Below are 15142 nucleotides of genomic sequence, written 5' to 3' on the forward strand. Positions count from 1 at the left end.
GTTACGCTTGTAGGCAATGAATCTAGTTACTCGTGAATTGATCAAGCGTACAGTGGAGAGGATTGCAGCAATGAAGAACGTTATCGTCATCGGAGCGGGGATATTAGGCGCTTCGACCGCCTATCAGCTGGCGCGATCGGGCGCGAAGGTGCTGCTCGTAGACCGGCAAGATCAAGGGCAGGCGACTGCGGCGGCGGCCGGCATTATTTGCCCTTGGCTGTCTCAACGGCGGAATCAAGTGTGGTACAGACTGGCGAAGGCTGGAGCGCGTTATTATCCTGAACTCATTGAACAATTACATAGCGATGGAGAGACGGATACTGGCTATGCACGGGTAGGTGCGCTCAGCATTCATGAGGACATCGTGAAGGTTGATAAGATGGAAGAGCGTGCGCGTTTGCGCAGAGAGGATGCGCCAGAGATCGGCGACATCTCTCGGCACGATGAGAACGAGACGATTGAGCAGTTTCCGCTGCTTGCAGAAGGCTATCATGCCGTGCGGATCAGCGGTGCAGCACGAGTGGACGGACGCGCGCTTCGCGATGCGATGATTTCAGCGGCGCAGCGGCATGGGGCGGAGCTGTTGCACGGAGACGCTAAGCTCGTATTTGATGCGGCTGCAAATCGTGTGACAGGCGTCGTCGTTGAAGGGCAGACGATTACGGCTGACGCAGTGATTGTGTGCGCAGGAGCGTGGGCAAGACAGCTGCTGCAGCCGCTCGGAATCGAGTTTCGAGTCAGCTATCAGAAGGCGCAGATTATTCATCTACAGGTGCAGGATGAGTATGACACCGGCGCTTGGCCGGTCATTATGCCGCCGACCGATCAATATTTGCTCGGCTTCGAGGAGCAGCGGATCGTGATCGGTGCGACGCACGAGAATGACGTGGCTGGCTACGATACGAGAATTACCGCGGGCGGTATGCAAGAGGTGCTGAATAAGGGGCTATCCCTAGCGCCTGCACTTGCGAATAGCACGGTGTTGGAGACGCGAGTAGGCTTCCGTCCATTCACTCCGGGCTTCCTGCCGGTTATTGGTGCTATTCCGGGATGGGATGGCGCATATGCCGCCAACGGACTTGGCGCATCGGGACTTACGGTTGGCCCCTATCTTGGCAGCCAGCTAGCGAAGCTGGCGCTCGGTGAGGCACTCGACATCGAGCTGAGCGATTATGATATCGCGAATGCGATGTCGTCAGACCAAGTGATTGATTAATGGATTGAAGCTTTCAGCAAAAAGACCTCAACGTCCACGTTACGGTGGAAATTGAGGTCTTTTTGTGGTGTTTAGGCCGCGTCTAACCAAGGAGCAGCGTAAGACGATTCATCCTACCTTGGCGTGCTCCTGTAATTTTTTAACGATTGCCTTACTTTTGTTTATATATCTCTCTTGTTGTTTTCGATACAATGAAAGCGCATTCAGTTCGACTGGGATGAAGAGCTATTCCGTAATGAAGTAATCTTGATAGTGGGGGGATTTATAGTATGTTGAGTAAAAAGACATCGGTCGTCGCGATAAGCACACTTGCTGCGACGATGCTGCTCACCGCTTGCGGAAGCTCAAGTAATGACGGGAGCTCCAGCTCGTCAGCTTCGAAGCCAGCGGAGAACAGCTCGACGACATCTTCGTCGACCACAACGACACCGACTGCAGAGAAAGTGGAGCTTCGCATGTCTTGGTGGGGATCAGATGATCGTCACGAGAAGACGCAGAAGGCGATTGAGCTGTTCGAATCGCGCAATCCAGGCGTGACAATTACGCCGGAATATTCAGGTTTCGACGGCTACATGGATAAGTTGAACACGCAGATCGCTGCTGGCAACGCGCCAGATCTAATCCAGATGGGTGGGAACATCAAAGAGTATGTGGACAAGAACTCTCTGCTTGATCTTACACCCTACGTTGGCTCGGTCATTAACCTAGAAGATTTCAACCAAGGTCTGGTTCAGTCTGCAACGTTTAACGACAAGCTGTACGGTGTGACGCTCGGCGTTAACTCGACGGGGCTGCTGTACAATGCCACGATGTTCGAGAAGGCAGGCGTTGCTATACCGACAAAGGATTGGACTTATGACGATCTGAAACAAGCTGCGATAGACATCAGCACGAAATTAGGCAAAGGCAACTACGGCGTCTACGACTTGTCGAGCGAATCAGGTGCATTGGCTTCTTATCTCGGCGCTTACGGCAAAGAGCTATACGGAGTGGATGGCAAACGTCATTTCGAGAAGGAAGACATCATCAATTGGTTTACGTTCTGGTCTGAATTGCGTGAAGCAGGAGCGGTAGTTCCAGCCGACGAGCAAGTGTCGAGCCCCGCAACGGCTGCTGATACTTCACTTGTTGTGAAAGGTCAAGTTGCGATCCAAAGCGCCTCCGCTTCGCAGCTTGCCGGCTGGCAGGCATTAACGGAAGAGAAGTTAGGCTTGCTCATGTACCCGAAGGGGACGGCTGGCAATGGCATGGTTCCGCCGCAATCCGGTCAGTATATCGTCGCGTATGAGGGCACGAAGCATCCGGAGATGGTCGCGAAGTTTATCGACTTCATGGTCAATGATCCTGAAGCTGGCGACATCCTTGGTGCGACACGCGGCGTACCGCCTGCAGGCAAAATCCGTGATCAACTCTCGACGCAAGCAACACCGGTCGATCAGGTCATGTACGATTTTATCTCGCTCGTAGCCGACACTGCGCCGCCGGTTGTCTGGACACAGTTCCCACTCGACAATGAACTCATCAAGCTGCTGCAAACCACGCAAGAGAAGATTAGCTTCAATGCGAGTTCCATTGACAAGGCTGCCGATGAGTTCATGACCGAGGTTGATAAATTGATCGAGAAGGCGCACACACCACAATAAGCATAATGAGAACATGAGACAGGAGGAGCCATTGCTATTCATGCAAGGCTCCTTCTTGCCTCACGGATTGGAGAGCGTATACGATGCAGAAATATAAAACGTATTTGGCTGGTTACTTGTTCCTGCTGCCATGGTTGATCGGGTTCGTCTTTCTGTGCTTGAGTCCCATTGCCGCTTCCTTGTATTTATCGTTCACCAATTACGATCTGCTAACGTCGCCGAAGTGGGTCGGTCTGGCGAATTACCGCGCGATGTTCACGGATGATTATCGGATGATGGATTCGATTAAGGTTACGTTCCAATATGTGTTTTTATCGGTACCACTCCGTCTGGTGTTCGCGCTGGTTGTGGCCGTAGTGCTCAATCAAGGGATACGGCTGCTGGGCTTCTACCGCACGATTTATTACATCCCTTCGCTGCTTGGCGGCAGCGTCGCGATCTCGGTGCTATGGAAGCAAGTGTTCGGCAAGGAAGGTATCTTCAATCAGGCGCTTGCATGGTTTGGTATCGACGGACCGAACTGGGTTGCCGATCCGCGATATGCGATTTTCTCGCTCGTCGGGTTGTCCGTCTGGCAATTCGGATCGGTCATGATTATTTTTCTGGCAGGCATTAAACAAATTCCGGGCGAATTATACGAGGCGGCTACTGTCGATGGTGCAGGCGTTATGCGTAAGTTTTGGCGCATTACGATGCCGCTGCTTACACCGGTTATTTTTTTCAACTTGACGATTACGTTGATTCAGTCGTTCCAGACCTTTACGAAGGCGTTCATCATAAGTAATGGTACAGGCGGACCGATTAATTCTACGTTGCTATATTCCCTGTATTTATATATCAAGGGTTTCTCCTTCCATGAAATGGGCTACGCATCGGCCATGGCATGGGTGCTGCTCGTCGTCGTCGCACTTATTACAGGCATCATGTTCTTAAGCTCGCGTTATTGGGTCTTTTATTCGGATGGGAGGGAGTAGGGGATGGCACTTCAGAATCGGCTCAAACCGTTATTGTTCCATATCATCGTGCTAGGTCTCGGACTTCTTATGCTCTATCCCGTGTTCTGGCTCCTTAGCAGCTCGGTTAAGCCAACAACGGAAATTTTCACTTCGAAAGGATTATGGCCGAGCGCGATCACGTTCGAGCATTATCATAACGGCTGGTTTGGCTTGCGAAACATCCAATTCGGGCGATTTTTCTTGAACTCGATCATGATATGTGTCCTTGCGGTCATCGGAACGATTATCAGCTCGTCGATGGCGGCATTCTCATTCGCACGAATCGATTTCCCGTTGAAGAAGTTGTTCTTCGCGCTTATGCTCGGCACGATCATGCTTCCGGGACATGTCACGCTCATTCCGCAATATATCTTTTTCCATAAGCTTGGTTGGGTAGATACGTTCTTGCCGTTGACCGTACCGAAATTTTTGGGGGATGCGTTCTTCATTTTCCTGATCGTGCAATTTATCCGCGGTATTCCACGTGAGCTCGATGAGAGTGCGAAGATTGACGGTTGCGGCTGGCTTACGCTGTTCGTGCGCATCATTCTGCCGCTTAGCTCGCCTGCGCTCATTACGGCAGCGATCTTCACTTTCATGGGAACCTGGGACGATTTCTTCGGTCAGATGATATACTTGAGCGACGTGAATAAATATACGGTACCGTTGGGACTTCGACTGTTCCTTGACTCTAGCGGGAGCTCGAATTGGGGTTCGGTATTCGCGATGAGCGTATTGTCGATCGTGCCGAGCCTGCTAATCTTCTTCCTCGGTCAAAAATATTTTACACAAGGAATTGCGACAACGGGGATAAAAGGATAGATGATGATCATGCGCAAACTAGTGAGGTACCCAACGAAGTTATTCACCTTAATGATGCTCTGCTTCATGGGCTTCAGTAGCTTGCTGCTGCTTGCAAGCGGCATTGTCTATTACGAGACGTATTCTAGCATTGCCTATCGGGAGATCCGCGCAACGAAGACGGATTTGCTTGACGAGAAGTCGCAGAACTTATCTAACTACGTGGCGGGTATTCAAGATACGGCACGGTTTATCGTGACGAATTCGATGATCCAGCAGGTGTTGTCTATGCCACCGGATAATGCCTATGATTTCGTGACGAAGAACCGGCAGATCAGCGATGAATTCAAGCGACTGACCGCCGTGAAAGGTGGACTGTACTCTATTGAATTGTATACGAACTGGCTGGACCAGTATGATTATCCGTCACCGCCGGGCGACTTTATGCATCCGATGGAGGACGCGGCGAGTGACGGCTGGCTGGAGAGAATGGAGGCGTCGGACGGCTTCTGGATCGCCGCACATGCGCGTACTGACGGTGAGGATGGCTTGCGGCTTATCAGTTACGTCCAGCGGATTGCTGGTAATCGCGGTCAATTGCTTGGCATTGTGAAGATTAACATTCCAGAGCAGCATCTATTTGATATTGTAAGCGGTAACGACGCGCAGAAGGCGAGCGACGACTTCTATATTATTCGGGATTCACGCGGTCAGTATATTGCTTCAAATCTGCCTAACGCTGAATTGGAAATATCGATTCGAGAAGGAGCATCGGTGCAAGACACGGTGGGGTCGCATTACAGCGTCATTCAGAGTCGAGCCAACACGGAATATTGGGTTCTGCAGCAGTTGATTACGAAGGATGTTCTCCAGCAGGGAGCACATGAGATTCGAACGCTCATCGTTGAGCTGCTGGCAGGCCTGCTGCTCGTCACGATTCCGCTAGCATTCTGGCTTTCGCGCAAGCTGACAGCACCGATCTATGGCATCGTCAGAGGAATGCGAACGGTTGAGAAGGGCGATTTCAATGTACGGATGCAGATGTCCAGCATTCAGGAATATTCGCATCTCGCCATGCATTTCAACCGAATGGTGTATCGTTTGAAGGACTTGATCGGCAGGCTGAATCAAGAGCACCGCGACCGACGTGAAGCGGAGATTCAACTATTGCAATCGCAGATTAAGCCGCATTTTCTATACAATACGCTTGATCTGATTCACTGGCGGGCGCTCGATCACAATGCGCATGAGATCAGCGGGATGGTTCAACAGCTCTCTAAGCTGTTCCGCATCGGTCTGAGCAATAACAAGTGGTATGTCGCGCTGCGCGACGAGATGCTGCATGCCCGTTGTTACATCGCGATACAAGAATATCGGCAAAACTTTAACATTCGATGCGTTGAGCATGTCGAGAACGATCTGCACGACGTGCTTGTGCCGAAGATTATCCTTCAGCCATTTCTCGAAAATGCGGTCATTCACGGCAACTGGCAGCGAGGGGAACAAGCAGTCGTCACCGTGAGCTTTGAGACGCATAGTGATAGGATAGTAGGCAAGCATCTGGTCGTCACGATTACTGACAATGGCTGTGGTGTGCCGGAGGACTTTGATGCGGAGCGAGCAAGAGGTATCGGCATCCGTAATGTCATCGATCGCATCCAGTTGTATTGCGGAAAAATGTATGGCGTACAAATCATGCGAGGCGAACAGGGCACACGGGTTGTCATTAAGCTGCCGCTCATATACCACGAGGAAGAGATGGAGCAACTAAGAAGGAGTTTGAGCCATGAATACGATTCTGTTGGTGGATGACGACGAATACGTCATTAACGGCTTATTGAAGCATATCCCGTGGGAAGATATGGGCGTACATATTATTGGCACGGCGGCTGACGGGGCAGAAGGACTTGCGAAATACCGCGAACTGAAGCCTGATTTCATCATTACGGATGTATACATGCCCATTATGGATGGATTTCAGTTAACGGAGGAGATCCACAAGCTGAACCCGAATGTGCCGATTGTCATCCTAAGCGGATACGATGATCTCATGAACGCGCGCAAGGCGGTGTCGTCTGGCGTCCATCACTTTCTACTGAAGCCGCCGAGCACAACAGAGATTGAATTCGTCGTGCGCGAGGTCGTGCAATTGTTGAATGAATCGAATGAGCAAGAACAGCTTCTTACAAGCTACTTGCAGCAGCAGGAAGTTGTGCAGCGCTCGATGAAGGCCGCATTTTTTCGCGATCTGATCACCACGCGATACCGTCCAGAGGAGCTTCCGCATAGCCGTATTGCGTTCATGGGCTTGCCCGAGCGAACGATTGTGCGAGCGTTAACGCTAAGTCTTGTACGTCCAGATGTATCTGTGCGCAGGGAAGAGCGGGACTGGCAATTACTTCGTTTTGGCACAGGCAATATTATTCGCGAGATGTTAGAGGGGAACTTGCCTCGGCGGCCGGGACTGACCGCGGAAGTGCTGGAATATTCGGATCAAGAATTCGTCGTCCTCTTCTTGGAAGATCCTGATCGGGGCTTTGAAAACAGCGGATTGTCGTTCATCACAAGCCTATCGAACGAAATGCTGGACAATATTTTGCAATATATGAAGTTATCGGTGCTGGCGGGACTGGGTACAGGCAAGGCAGGTTATGAGCAGTTAATCGATACCTACTTGGAAAGCCGCGTCGCCGTCGAAGTCGCGGAGATGAACGAGTGGAATCGTGTCTACACCTACTCGGCTGTGGCGAAGTCCGATGGGAGCAACAATCTGTCGATGGACGATGTGCGGTTGCTGCATGATGCCATCTTCCAGAAGCAATGGCAGCGGGCAGAAGAGTTGTGGAACATCGTGCGAATGGAGCTTGCGTGCAGCGGCGTATCGCTTCCTGTGTGCCGGGGGATCTGTTCGGGCATTGCCAGCTCGCTATGGACAGTGCTGCATTCTACGGACCCGCAGAAAGAACCGTCGGAGATGAGGTTGGAGGAGCTGCTCGTACAGCTCAATCGCTGTGGTTCTGTCCGGCGGATGACTGAGTGGATGGATGAGATCGTATCGCGACTGCTCATGCAAATTCGCGAGGAGCATAGCAGCAAGAAGAGCCATGTGCTGGTGGACAAAGTCATTCGCGACCATATTGAAAAGTGCTACCATGAGGATATTACGCTGGAGCGAATTGCGGAGAGCTTACATGTGAACCGCAATTACTTGAGCCAGCTGTTCAAACGAGTGACGGGCGAGCCCTTCGTCACTTATTTCAATAAATTCCGCATTCGCAAAGCGATCGAGCTGATCGAAACCGGCAACTACATGGTATACGAGGTAAGCGAGCGAGTTGGTTTTCAGAATTCGACGTATTTCAGTCAGGTGTTCAAATCGATCACTGGTTGTAGTCCGTCCGAGTACAAGCGGCAGTAGGATAAAGGAGAGCAGCCTGACATGAGCAATTTGTTGGCAACAATGAGAGCTATTGATGTGGCAACCCGAGCAGGTGTGCGTGGTAAGGAAGCAGGGTATGTGTTGCAAGAGGAATTTGTCCGGTCGGGCGTGAAGTTCGCCGCCTCTCCCCAAGGGTTGGAGGATGTCTACTACGCTGCCGTAGACAAGTTGGCAGATTGTGTAAAGACGGATGCGCAAGGGAACGCGATTTTGCAAGAGGGCGGTATTTACTTTGGCTGTTGGTTGGAAAGCACCGGGACGATCAATGCCGAGCTGTTAGCGCGATTTGCGCCGGAGACGGCGCAATCGACATTCGCACAGTTCGCTCGCTTACAACGTGAAGACGGCTTGTTGCCCTATAAGGTAACGGCTGAGGGCGCTGTGTTCAAGCAAATTCAACTGGTGACGCCGCTGGCGCGATGCGCGTGGAACCATTATAAGTTGAACGGACGAGACCGTCTGTTCCTGACGCAGATGTATGAGGCGCTCGCGAAGTACGATGATTGGCTCGCGTTATACCGCGATACGCGCGGTACAGGCTGCGTCGAAGCGTTCTGCGCGTACGACACGGGGCATGATCTCTCGCCGCGTTTCTGGCATATACCGGATACGCCGTATATGGACGATCCGAAGCGGTATGATCCGGCTGTTCCCAGCTTGCCGCTGCTCGCACCTGATCTGACAGCAAGCGTCTATTGCGGTAGAAAATATCTAGCGAAAATGGCGGCAGAACTAGGGCATGAAGATGCGGCGATCGCTTGGGAACAGAAGGCACAGCGGACGCATGAGAGCCTGCTCGAACATTGCTTCCATGAAGAGGACGGTTTCTTTTACGATGTGGATCGACATAACGCATTCGTACGCATTCAGTCGGATGTGCTGCTGCGCGTACTCGCTTGCGAGGTAGGGGATGATGCGTTATTCGCTGCTGCGCTAAAGCGGTATTTGCTCAATACGCGCAAGTTTTTCGCCAAGTATCCGTTGACCTCGATTGCGATTGATGATCCGCGCTTCGATCCATTCTCGAGCTATAACACGTGGGCAGGGGCGGTTAATTTCCTTAGCCTTATACGCGCGCCACAAGCCTTCGAGCGGCATGGTCGGTACGTAGAGCTAACTTGGATCCTGCAGCCGATTGTTTCGGCGATTTCGCGTATGAAACGTTTCGGTCAATGCCTGAGTCCGTGGACGGGGGAGGAAGGTTTCACGGAAACGTATTCACCAGCGATTCTATGCGTGCTTGATTACATCGAGCGGCTGTGCGGCATTGTCCCAACGCCAGAAGGGGAACTGTGGTTCACCGCTCTGCTGCCGCAAACGCGAGATCACGGAGTGAAGCTGGCAGATGAAACGGCGTATACGCGGAATGTGGATGGCGTACGGTTTGAGCTGCATAACACGCATTCGATGTGTGCGATTTATCGCGAGGGTGAGCTATTGTGCGAGTTTCCGGCAGGTGTCCGTGTTGTGACCGACCGTGTTGGCAAGATACGTAAAGCAATCGGTATGTCGGTCCAGATGGTGGAAGGGCGATTGGTTCAAGGCGGCGTTGAACTGCCGCTGCGGATCGCTGGGAACGAAGTGCTGCGGTTGCAAGATGGACGGTTCGAAGTCGAGTCAGCGCCCGGCGTCGTTATGCCGACCTATGAATGAGCGGAAGGAAGGGATAGTCGACCTATGCCTGTGCTAACGAAAGATCAGATTCAGATGCGTGATCCGTTCGTATTGCCGCACGAAACGGATGGAACCTATTATTTATACGGATCGACCGATGCGGATATTTGGAAGGCGAAAGGTATTGGTTTCGACGCTTATCACAGCAAGGACCTAGTGAACTGGGAAGGACCGTTCCCCGCATTCCGTCCGACGCCTACATTCTGGGCGGATTTAAACTACTGGGCACCCGAAGTGCATCCGTATCGTGGGCGCTATTATATGTTTGCGACGTTTAAAGCAGATGGCGTATGTCGTGGAACGCAAATTTTAGTTTCAGACAATCCGCTTGGTCCGTTTGTCCCACATAGTGAGGAACCTGTGACGCCGCGAGACTGGGAGTGCTTGGACGGTACGCTGTTCATCGATGATGAGGGAGTGCCGTGGATCATATTTTGCCACGAGTGGGTACAGATCAAGAATGGAACCGTCTGTGCGCTGCGTCTGTCGCCGGAGCTTGATCGCGCCATTGGTGAGCCGGTCGTGCTGTTCTCCGCACACGACGCAGCATGGGTCGATCCGGTTCATTCGAACAAGCATGGCACGGGCTACGTGACCGATGGTCCGTTCGCGTATCGCTGTGACAACGGCGAATTGCTGCTGCTCTGGTCCAGCTTCCGACAAGGAAGATATGCGCAAGCGACCGCTCGCTCGACATCGGGCAGCATTCTTGGTCCTTGGGTGCATGATCCTAAGCCGCTTTTCGATAGCGACGGCGGTCACGGTATGATTTTCCGCACATTCGCAGGCGATCTTCTGCTCGCGCTGCATACGCCGAATAGCACGCCCGACGAGCGTCCAATCTTCATCCCGCTGCAGGAAAGTGACGGACGGTTAAGCGTGTAATAGAGCTTCTTAAAGTGAGATGACCCAAACTGTCCATTCAGATGGTTTGGGTCATCTCACTTTCATTTGACTTTTCGAATATTCTTTAATTTCTTTAGTATAACCTCTATTTTTTACATTTTAACGCTTACATTGGAACGATAAGATGAGGGATGTGGAAAAGAAGTTTACGTCCTTTTTCGTTGTGTAAGCGCTTTAAAATACTTTAGAGGGGAAGTCACACGATGAACAAACGGTTGAAGAAGATTTTGATGTTAGTGTTTGCGGTTACATTGTTATTGCCGCAGTTTGGGATCGCGCAGAAGGCGAGTGCGGCAACTGAAAGCGGCTCGAATGTCATCTACGATATGCAGCAGGACAGCCAATTAGTTGGAAGCGCAGTCGAGTATACGGATGCTCTGCAAAACTCTGGCGTTAAGTTCAATGTTGTAGACAATAACGGGGCCAAAGCGATTGAGATTTTTGGCAGAACGGGCAACTATAATGGCGTTGATATCAAGACCTCGCTATTGAACGCGGCTGTAGGTACTTCGTTTCATATTCAAGTACAAGGACGAATACCTTCTGACGCTATCGTACCAAACGATTCGCAAATGATACTTGGCGAGAGCAACGGCAAGTATTCCTGGTTAAACAATGTTGCGGTACAAGCTGGCGACAGCTTCACATTGGAATATACGATAGATGCTGCTCAGGTGGATACTTATGTTGCTGCAGGCACTAATCTGCGAGTGCAATCCAACACCGTTATCGATAAGTTTATTGTTGACAGCATCATCATTACAACGAGTGATGCTTCAACGATCCCAACAACCCCAACAGACCCGACAGACACAACTCCGGTTTCGGATGAGGTTGTTGTAGCCTACGATCTTCAAGAAGATGCAGGGCTTGTTGACATCATGACGAATGGCGGAACCGATTATATTACAAGAGCTGGCAATCCTACGCTTACACCCATATCTAACGTCGACGGCACGGCAGCCCTTGACATTTCTAACCGTGCAAACAGTTGGGACGGCATTGACGTTAACGCTGCCAAATTAGGTTTAACAACAGGTGCGGAGTACAGCGTTGAATTGGCCGACATATTCCTGCTGGCGTTACGATTCCAAGCGACGCGAACATTGTATTAGGTCTTGCGAGCGACCCTTATACGGAATTCAAATCGGTTGCCGCAGCCACAGACTTCATATTGAGCTATGAAGGCGCTTGGGAATCAGGCGCAGGACTTAGAATACAAGCCAGCGCGGGTTTAGCTGATTTTGTAATAGACAGCCTTATCATCCGTGTTCAAGGCGGCAATGAAATGCCGGCCAAACCGCTGCCGACTGTTCCTGGCGTTCACGTCGTATCAACGGCATACGGTGATGGTTGGTCAGGCGCCAACATTATATTGGGTTTAGACAATACACAATGGCCATTCTCCTCTAGTACTGAGGGCGATGTTGTAGCTTTCACACCTGTTAAAGACGCGAAATATCACCTTACATTCAATGCTACATCAACAGGCGCAAACGGTTATCGTGTGCGTTGGATTACAGGCAATGAGAACGGTGGTTATACAGGCGGCGACGCAGCTGTTGTAAGCGACGCGGCTCATACTTACGCAGCCGGAACGCTAGCTACGACCATTCCGGGTTCATTCACAAGCGGCGTAGTGAAGGACGAGGCTTCAGATTATGCCGTTGATTTCGTAATGAGCGGCAGCGAAGTTGCTAATGGGCTTATCGGAAACATTGGTATTCGGGGAACAGCAGGCAGCAACGATTTTACAATCAACAGCCTCACAATTACAGACGACAACGGCAATGTTCTGGTTGAATGGTCAAGCACAGAAGCTCCGTTTGTTCCTGATGATTATGAATGGCCAGCATCTAAGTGGGATTTAACAACCCTTCCATCTCTTAAAGACGCTTACAGCAACTATTTCTTAATTGGCAATATTCTTGGTTGGGGTAGTAATGCCGATGCAACGCCTTGGGGTCAAGAAAACGACCAAGCAGACCCGGCATTGAAAGATGCAAGCATTATCTCTCAAACCGAAGCTATGTTTAAGGCTCAATATAACGTAGTTACGCCTGAAAACGTAATGAAGCCTGAGAACATTTCCAAAGCGGCAAATACTTACGACTACACTGCAGCCGATAAGTTAATCGCTTGGTCCAAGGCTAACAACATAGCCGTTCATGCGCATACGCTTGTATGGCATCAACAATCCCCTGCATGGTTAAATAAAGGCGATGCAGCTAACCGCGCAAGCGCGAAAGCGAACCTTGAAAGCTACATCGCTAACGTAGCGGGGCATTTCAAAGGTGAAGTCATTTCGTGGGACGTTGTAAACGAAGCGTTTAGCGACAATACCTCAACCTTTGACGGCAGCGACTGGAGAACAGGCCTGCGCAAAGATTCGCCTTGGTATATCGCTTATGAGAGCGGCGCAGACGCAAGCAAAGGCGAAAGCGGCGCGGATTATATCTATGATGCGTATGTAGCCGCTCGCTTGGCTGACCCTGACGCAACACTTTATTACAACGACTATAACGAAACTTATAAGTTTGAGGAAATCGCGCAAATGGCGGAAAGCCTTAACGAGAAGTGGGCGACCGATTCCAGAAACACCGATCCAGCGCGTAAGCTTGTAGAGGGCATTGGTATGCAATCCCACTTCTGGGTTGGTCAAGACCCCGATGTTGATGCAACTGAAGTTGAAACGACAATTGCGCGCTTCGTTCAAGCAGGCTTAAGAATCAGCGTTTCTGAGCTGGACATTTCATTCGCGGCCAATAACAATTATCATCTTGACGAAGCTAGACAAGCGCAGCAAGCAGCGTTGTATGGCACATTATTTGAAATTTACAAAAAATATGCCGACAATATCGACCGCGTTACGTTCTGGGGCAAAGCGGATTTACAAAGCTGGCGCAGTTCAGGCATGCCTTTGCTGTTCGACAACAGTTATGCGCCTAAGGCGGCATTCTGGACGGTTATAGGTTTAGGTGATACCACTAGCAGCGGCGGTAGTGAAAGTGGAAGTGGAAGTGGAAGTGGCAGTAGCAGTGGCGGTGGAAGTGTAATCAGCTATGTTCCATCAGTAACAGAGGAAACTTCAAGCGACACGAAAGCTGGCCAAGTAACGATTAAACCTAAGGTTGAAATGAAGGATGGCGCAGCTGCAGCAGTCGTATCGAACGATGATCTGACGAAAGCGTGGAAGCAAGCTGCAGCGAATGCTAAAGGCAAAAAGCAAGTTACTGTGGAGATTGCTGCGCAAGCAGGCGCAACGTCTTACGGTGTGCAATTGCCGGCAGCCAGCTTGTCAGATTCGGGCGCGAGCGTCATCTCGGTTAAGACCGATAAAGCTACGATCGACATCCCAAGCAACATGCTCGCTAAAACGGACATTGGTGCTGCGGATCATGTAACAATCCGCGTATCCGATGTATCGACGGCAGCGCTAAACGAAGCCGTTCGCCAGCAAATCGGCGACAGACCGGTTATCAACCTTGAAGTATTAGTTGACGGCAGCGTCATCTCTTGGAACGATCCGAACGCGCCGATTACGGTATCCATCCCGTATAAGCCAACGGCTGAGGAGCTGCTTAACCCTGATCAGATCATCGTCTGGTACGTCGATGGTAGCGGTCAAGTCATTCCAGTTCCTAACAGTCATTACGATGCGGCAGCTGGAACGGTCGTATTTACGACGACACACTTCAGTAACTACGCTGTAGCATTCGTTGTAAAAACATTCGGCGATATTCAATCTGTAACATGGGCGAAGCCGGCAATCGAAGCGATGGCTGCCCGCGGCATCATCACCGGTACTACGGACACGACGTTCGCTCCGCAAGCTAATATAAAGAGAGCCGACTTCCTCGTACTGCTCGTTCGCGCGCTTGAACTAAAGGGCACGAATGAGCAAGCGGCGAAGTTCGACGATGTGAACGAGTCTGATTACTACTACGATGCCGTGAACATCGCGCGACAGCTCGGTATCGTGAACGGTACGGGCGATAATCGGTTTAATCCAAACAGCAGTATCTCCCGCCAAGACATGATGGTTCTCGCCGCTCGCGCTGCTGCAGCAGCAGGCAAATCGTTGCAGCAAACCGGCTCACTGAGCGCGTTCGGCGACGCTTCTAAAGTAGCAGCGTACGCACAAGACAGCGTCGCCGCACTCGTTACTGCCGGCATCGTACAAGGCAACAACGGCAAGCTCGCTCCGCAGTCTCCTTTGACCCGCGCTGAAGCTGCCGTCATCCTGTACCGGCTGTGGAGCAAGTAATCGTTAAAATGAACGAATAGCTCCAAAAAAGAAGCATGAAACGTATAACGGGATGAAGCAGCGGCATTTCTGCTTCATCCCATTTGCGTTTGTACCATTTGTTAAATGGAGGAAGAACGATGTCATACATTACCTTTAGACACAGCCTATGCTAATATAGGATTCATAGTTTGAAAGCGATTTCAATAAATGCCGGACGGT

At 51.0% G+C, this 15142-nt stretch carries 10 protein-coding genes; all 10 read left to right on the top strand.

Features of this window, described 5'->3' with window-relative positions:
- Window positions 1-70: 70 nt before the first annotated feature.
- The 10 genes from DFQ01_RS17745 to DFQ01_RS17790 all read left to right on the top strand — a co-directional run bounded on the left by DFQ01_RS17745 (window position 71) and on the right by DFQ01_RS17790 (window position 14941).
- Window positions 71-1216, top strand: a complete 1146-nt coding sequence (locus DFQ01_RS17745) for an NAD(P)/FAD-dependent oxidoreductase (protein WP_110045287.1) — start codon at window positions 71-73, stop codon at window positions 1214-1216.
- A gap of 269 nt (window positions 1217-1485) precedes the next feature.
- Window positions 1486-2859: an ABC transporter substrate-binding protein gene (locus DFQ01_RS17750; protein WP_110045242.1), complete on the top strand. Its 1374-nt coding sequence runs from the start codon at window positions 1486-1488 to the stop codon at window positions 2857-2859.
- An 83-nt stretch (window positions 2860-2942) separates the two neighbouring features.
- Complete coding sequence (locus tag DFQ01_RS17755; RefSeq protein WP_110045243.1) at window positions 2943-3833, top strand: carbohydrate ABC transporter permease; 891 nt, start codon at window positions 2943-2945, stop codon at window positions 3831-3833.
- 3 nt (window positions 3834-3836) lie between these two features.
- Window positions 3837-4676, top strand: coding sequence for a carbohydrate ABC transporter permease (locus tag DFQ01_RS17760; protein ID WP_110045244.1), 840 nt, complete (start codon window positions 3837-3839; stop codon window positions 4674-4676).
- A 9-nt stretch (window positions 4677-4685) separates the two neighbouring features.
- Window positions 4686-6467: a sensor histidine kinase gene (locus tag DFQ01_RS17765; protein WP_174812586.1), complete on the top strand. Its 1782-nt coding sequence runs from the start codon at window positions 4686-4688 to the stop codon at window positions 6465-6467.
- Window positions 6442-8073 carry a response regulator transcription factor gene (locus DFQ01_RS17770; protein WP_110045246.1) on the top strand — a complete coding sequence of 544 codons (1632 nt, stop codon included), beginning with the start codon at window positions 6442-6444 and terminating at the stop codon, window positions 8071-8073. The genes DFQ01_RS17765 and DFQ01_RS17770 overlap by 26 nt, the downstream gene beginning before the upstream one ends.
- 21 nt (window positions 8074-8094) lie before the next feature.
- Window positions 8095-9747: an MGH1-like glycoside hydrolase domain-containing protein gene (locus tag DFQ01_RS17775; RefSeq protein WP_110045247.1), complete on the top strand. Its 1653-nt coding sequence runs from the start codon at window positions 8095-8097 to the stop codon at window positions 9745-9747.
- Window positions 9748-9771: 24 nt separating this feature from the next.
- Complete coding sequence (locus DFQ01_RS17780) at window positions 9772-10653, top strand: glycoside hydrolase family 43 protein (RefSeq protein ID WP_110045248.1); 882 nt, start codon at window positions 9772-9774, stop codon at window positions 10651-10653.
- A 224-nt stretch (window positions 10654-10877) separates the two neighbouring features.
- Window positions 10878-11789, top strand: a complete 912-nt coding sequence (locus DFQ01_RS17785; RefSeq protein ID WP_110045249.1) for a hypothetical protein — start codon at window positions 10878-10880, stop codon at window positions 11787-11789.
- 173 nt (window positions 11790-11962) lie between these two features.
- A complete protein-coding gene (locus DFQ01_RS17790; RefSeq protein WP_146216895.1) occupies window positions 11963-14941 on the top strand; it encodes an endo-1,4-beta-xylanase in 2979 nt (992 codons plus the stop codon).
- The last annotated feature ends 201 nt before the right edge of the window (window positions 14942-15142 follow it).

This window comes from Paenibacillus cellulosilyticus, from assembly GCF_003182255.1.
In the GTDB taxonomy this organism is placed as follows: domain Bacteria; phylum Bacillota; class Bacilli; order Paenibacillales; family Paenibacillaceae; genus Paenibacillus_T; species Paenibacillus_T cellulosilyticus.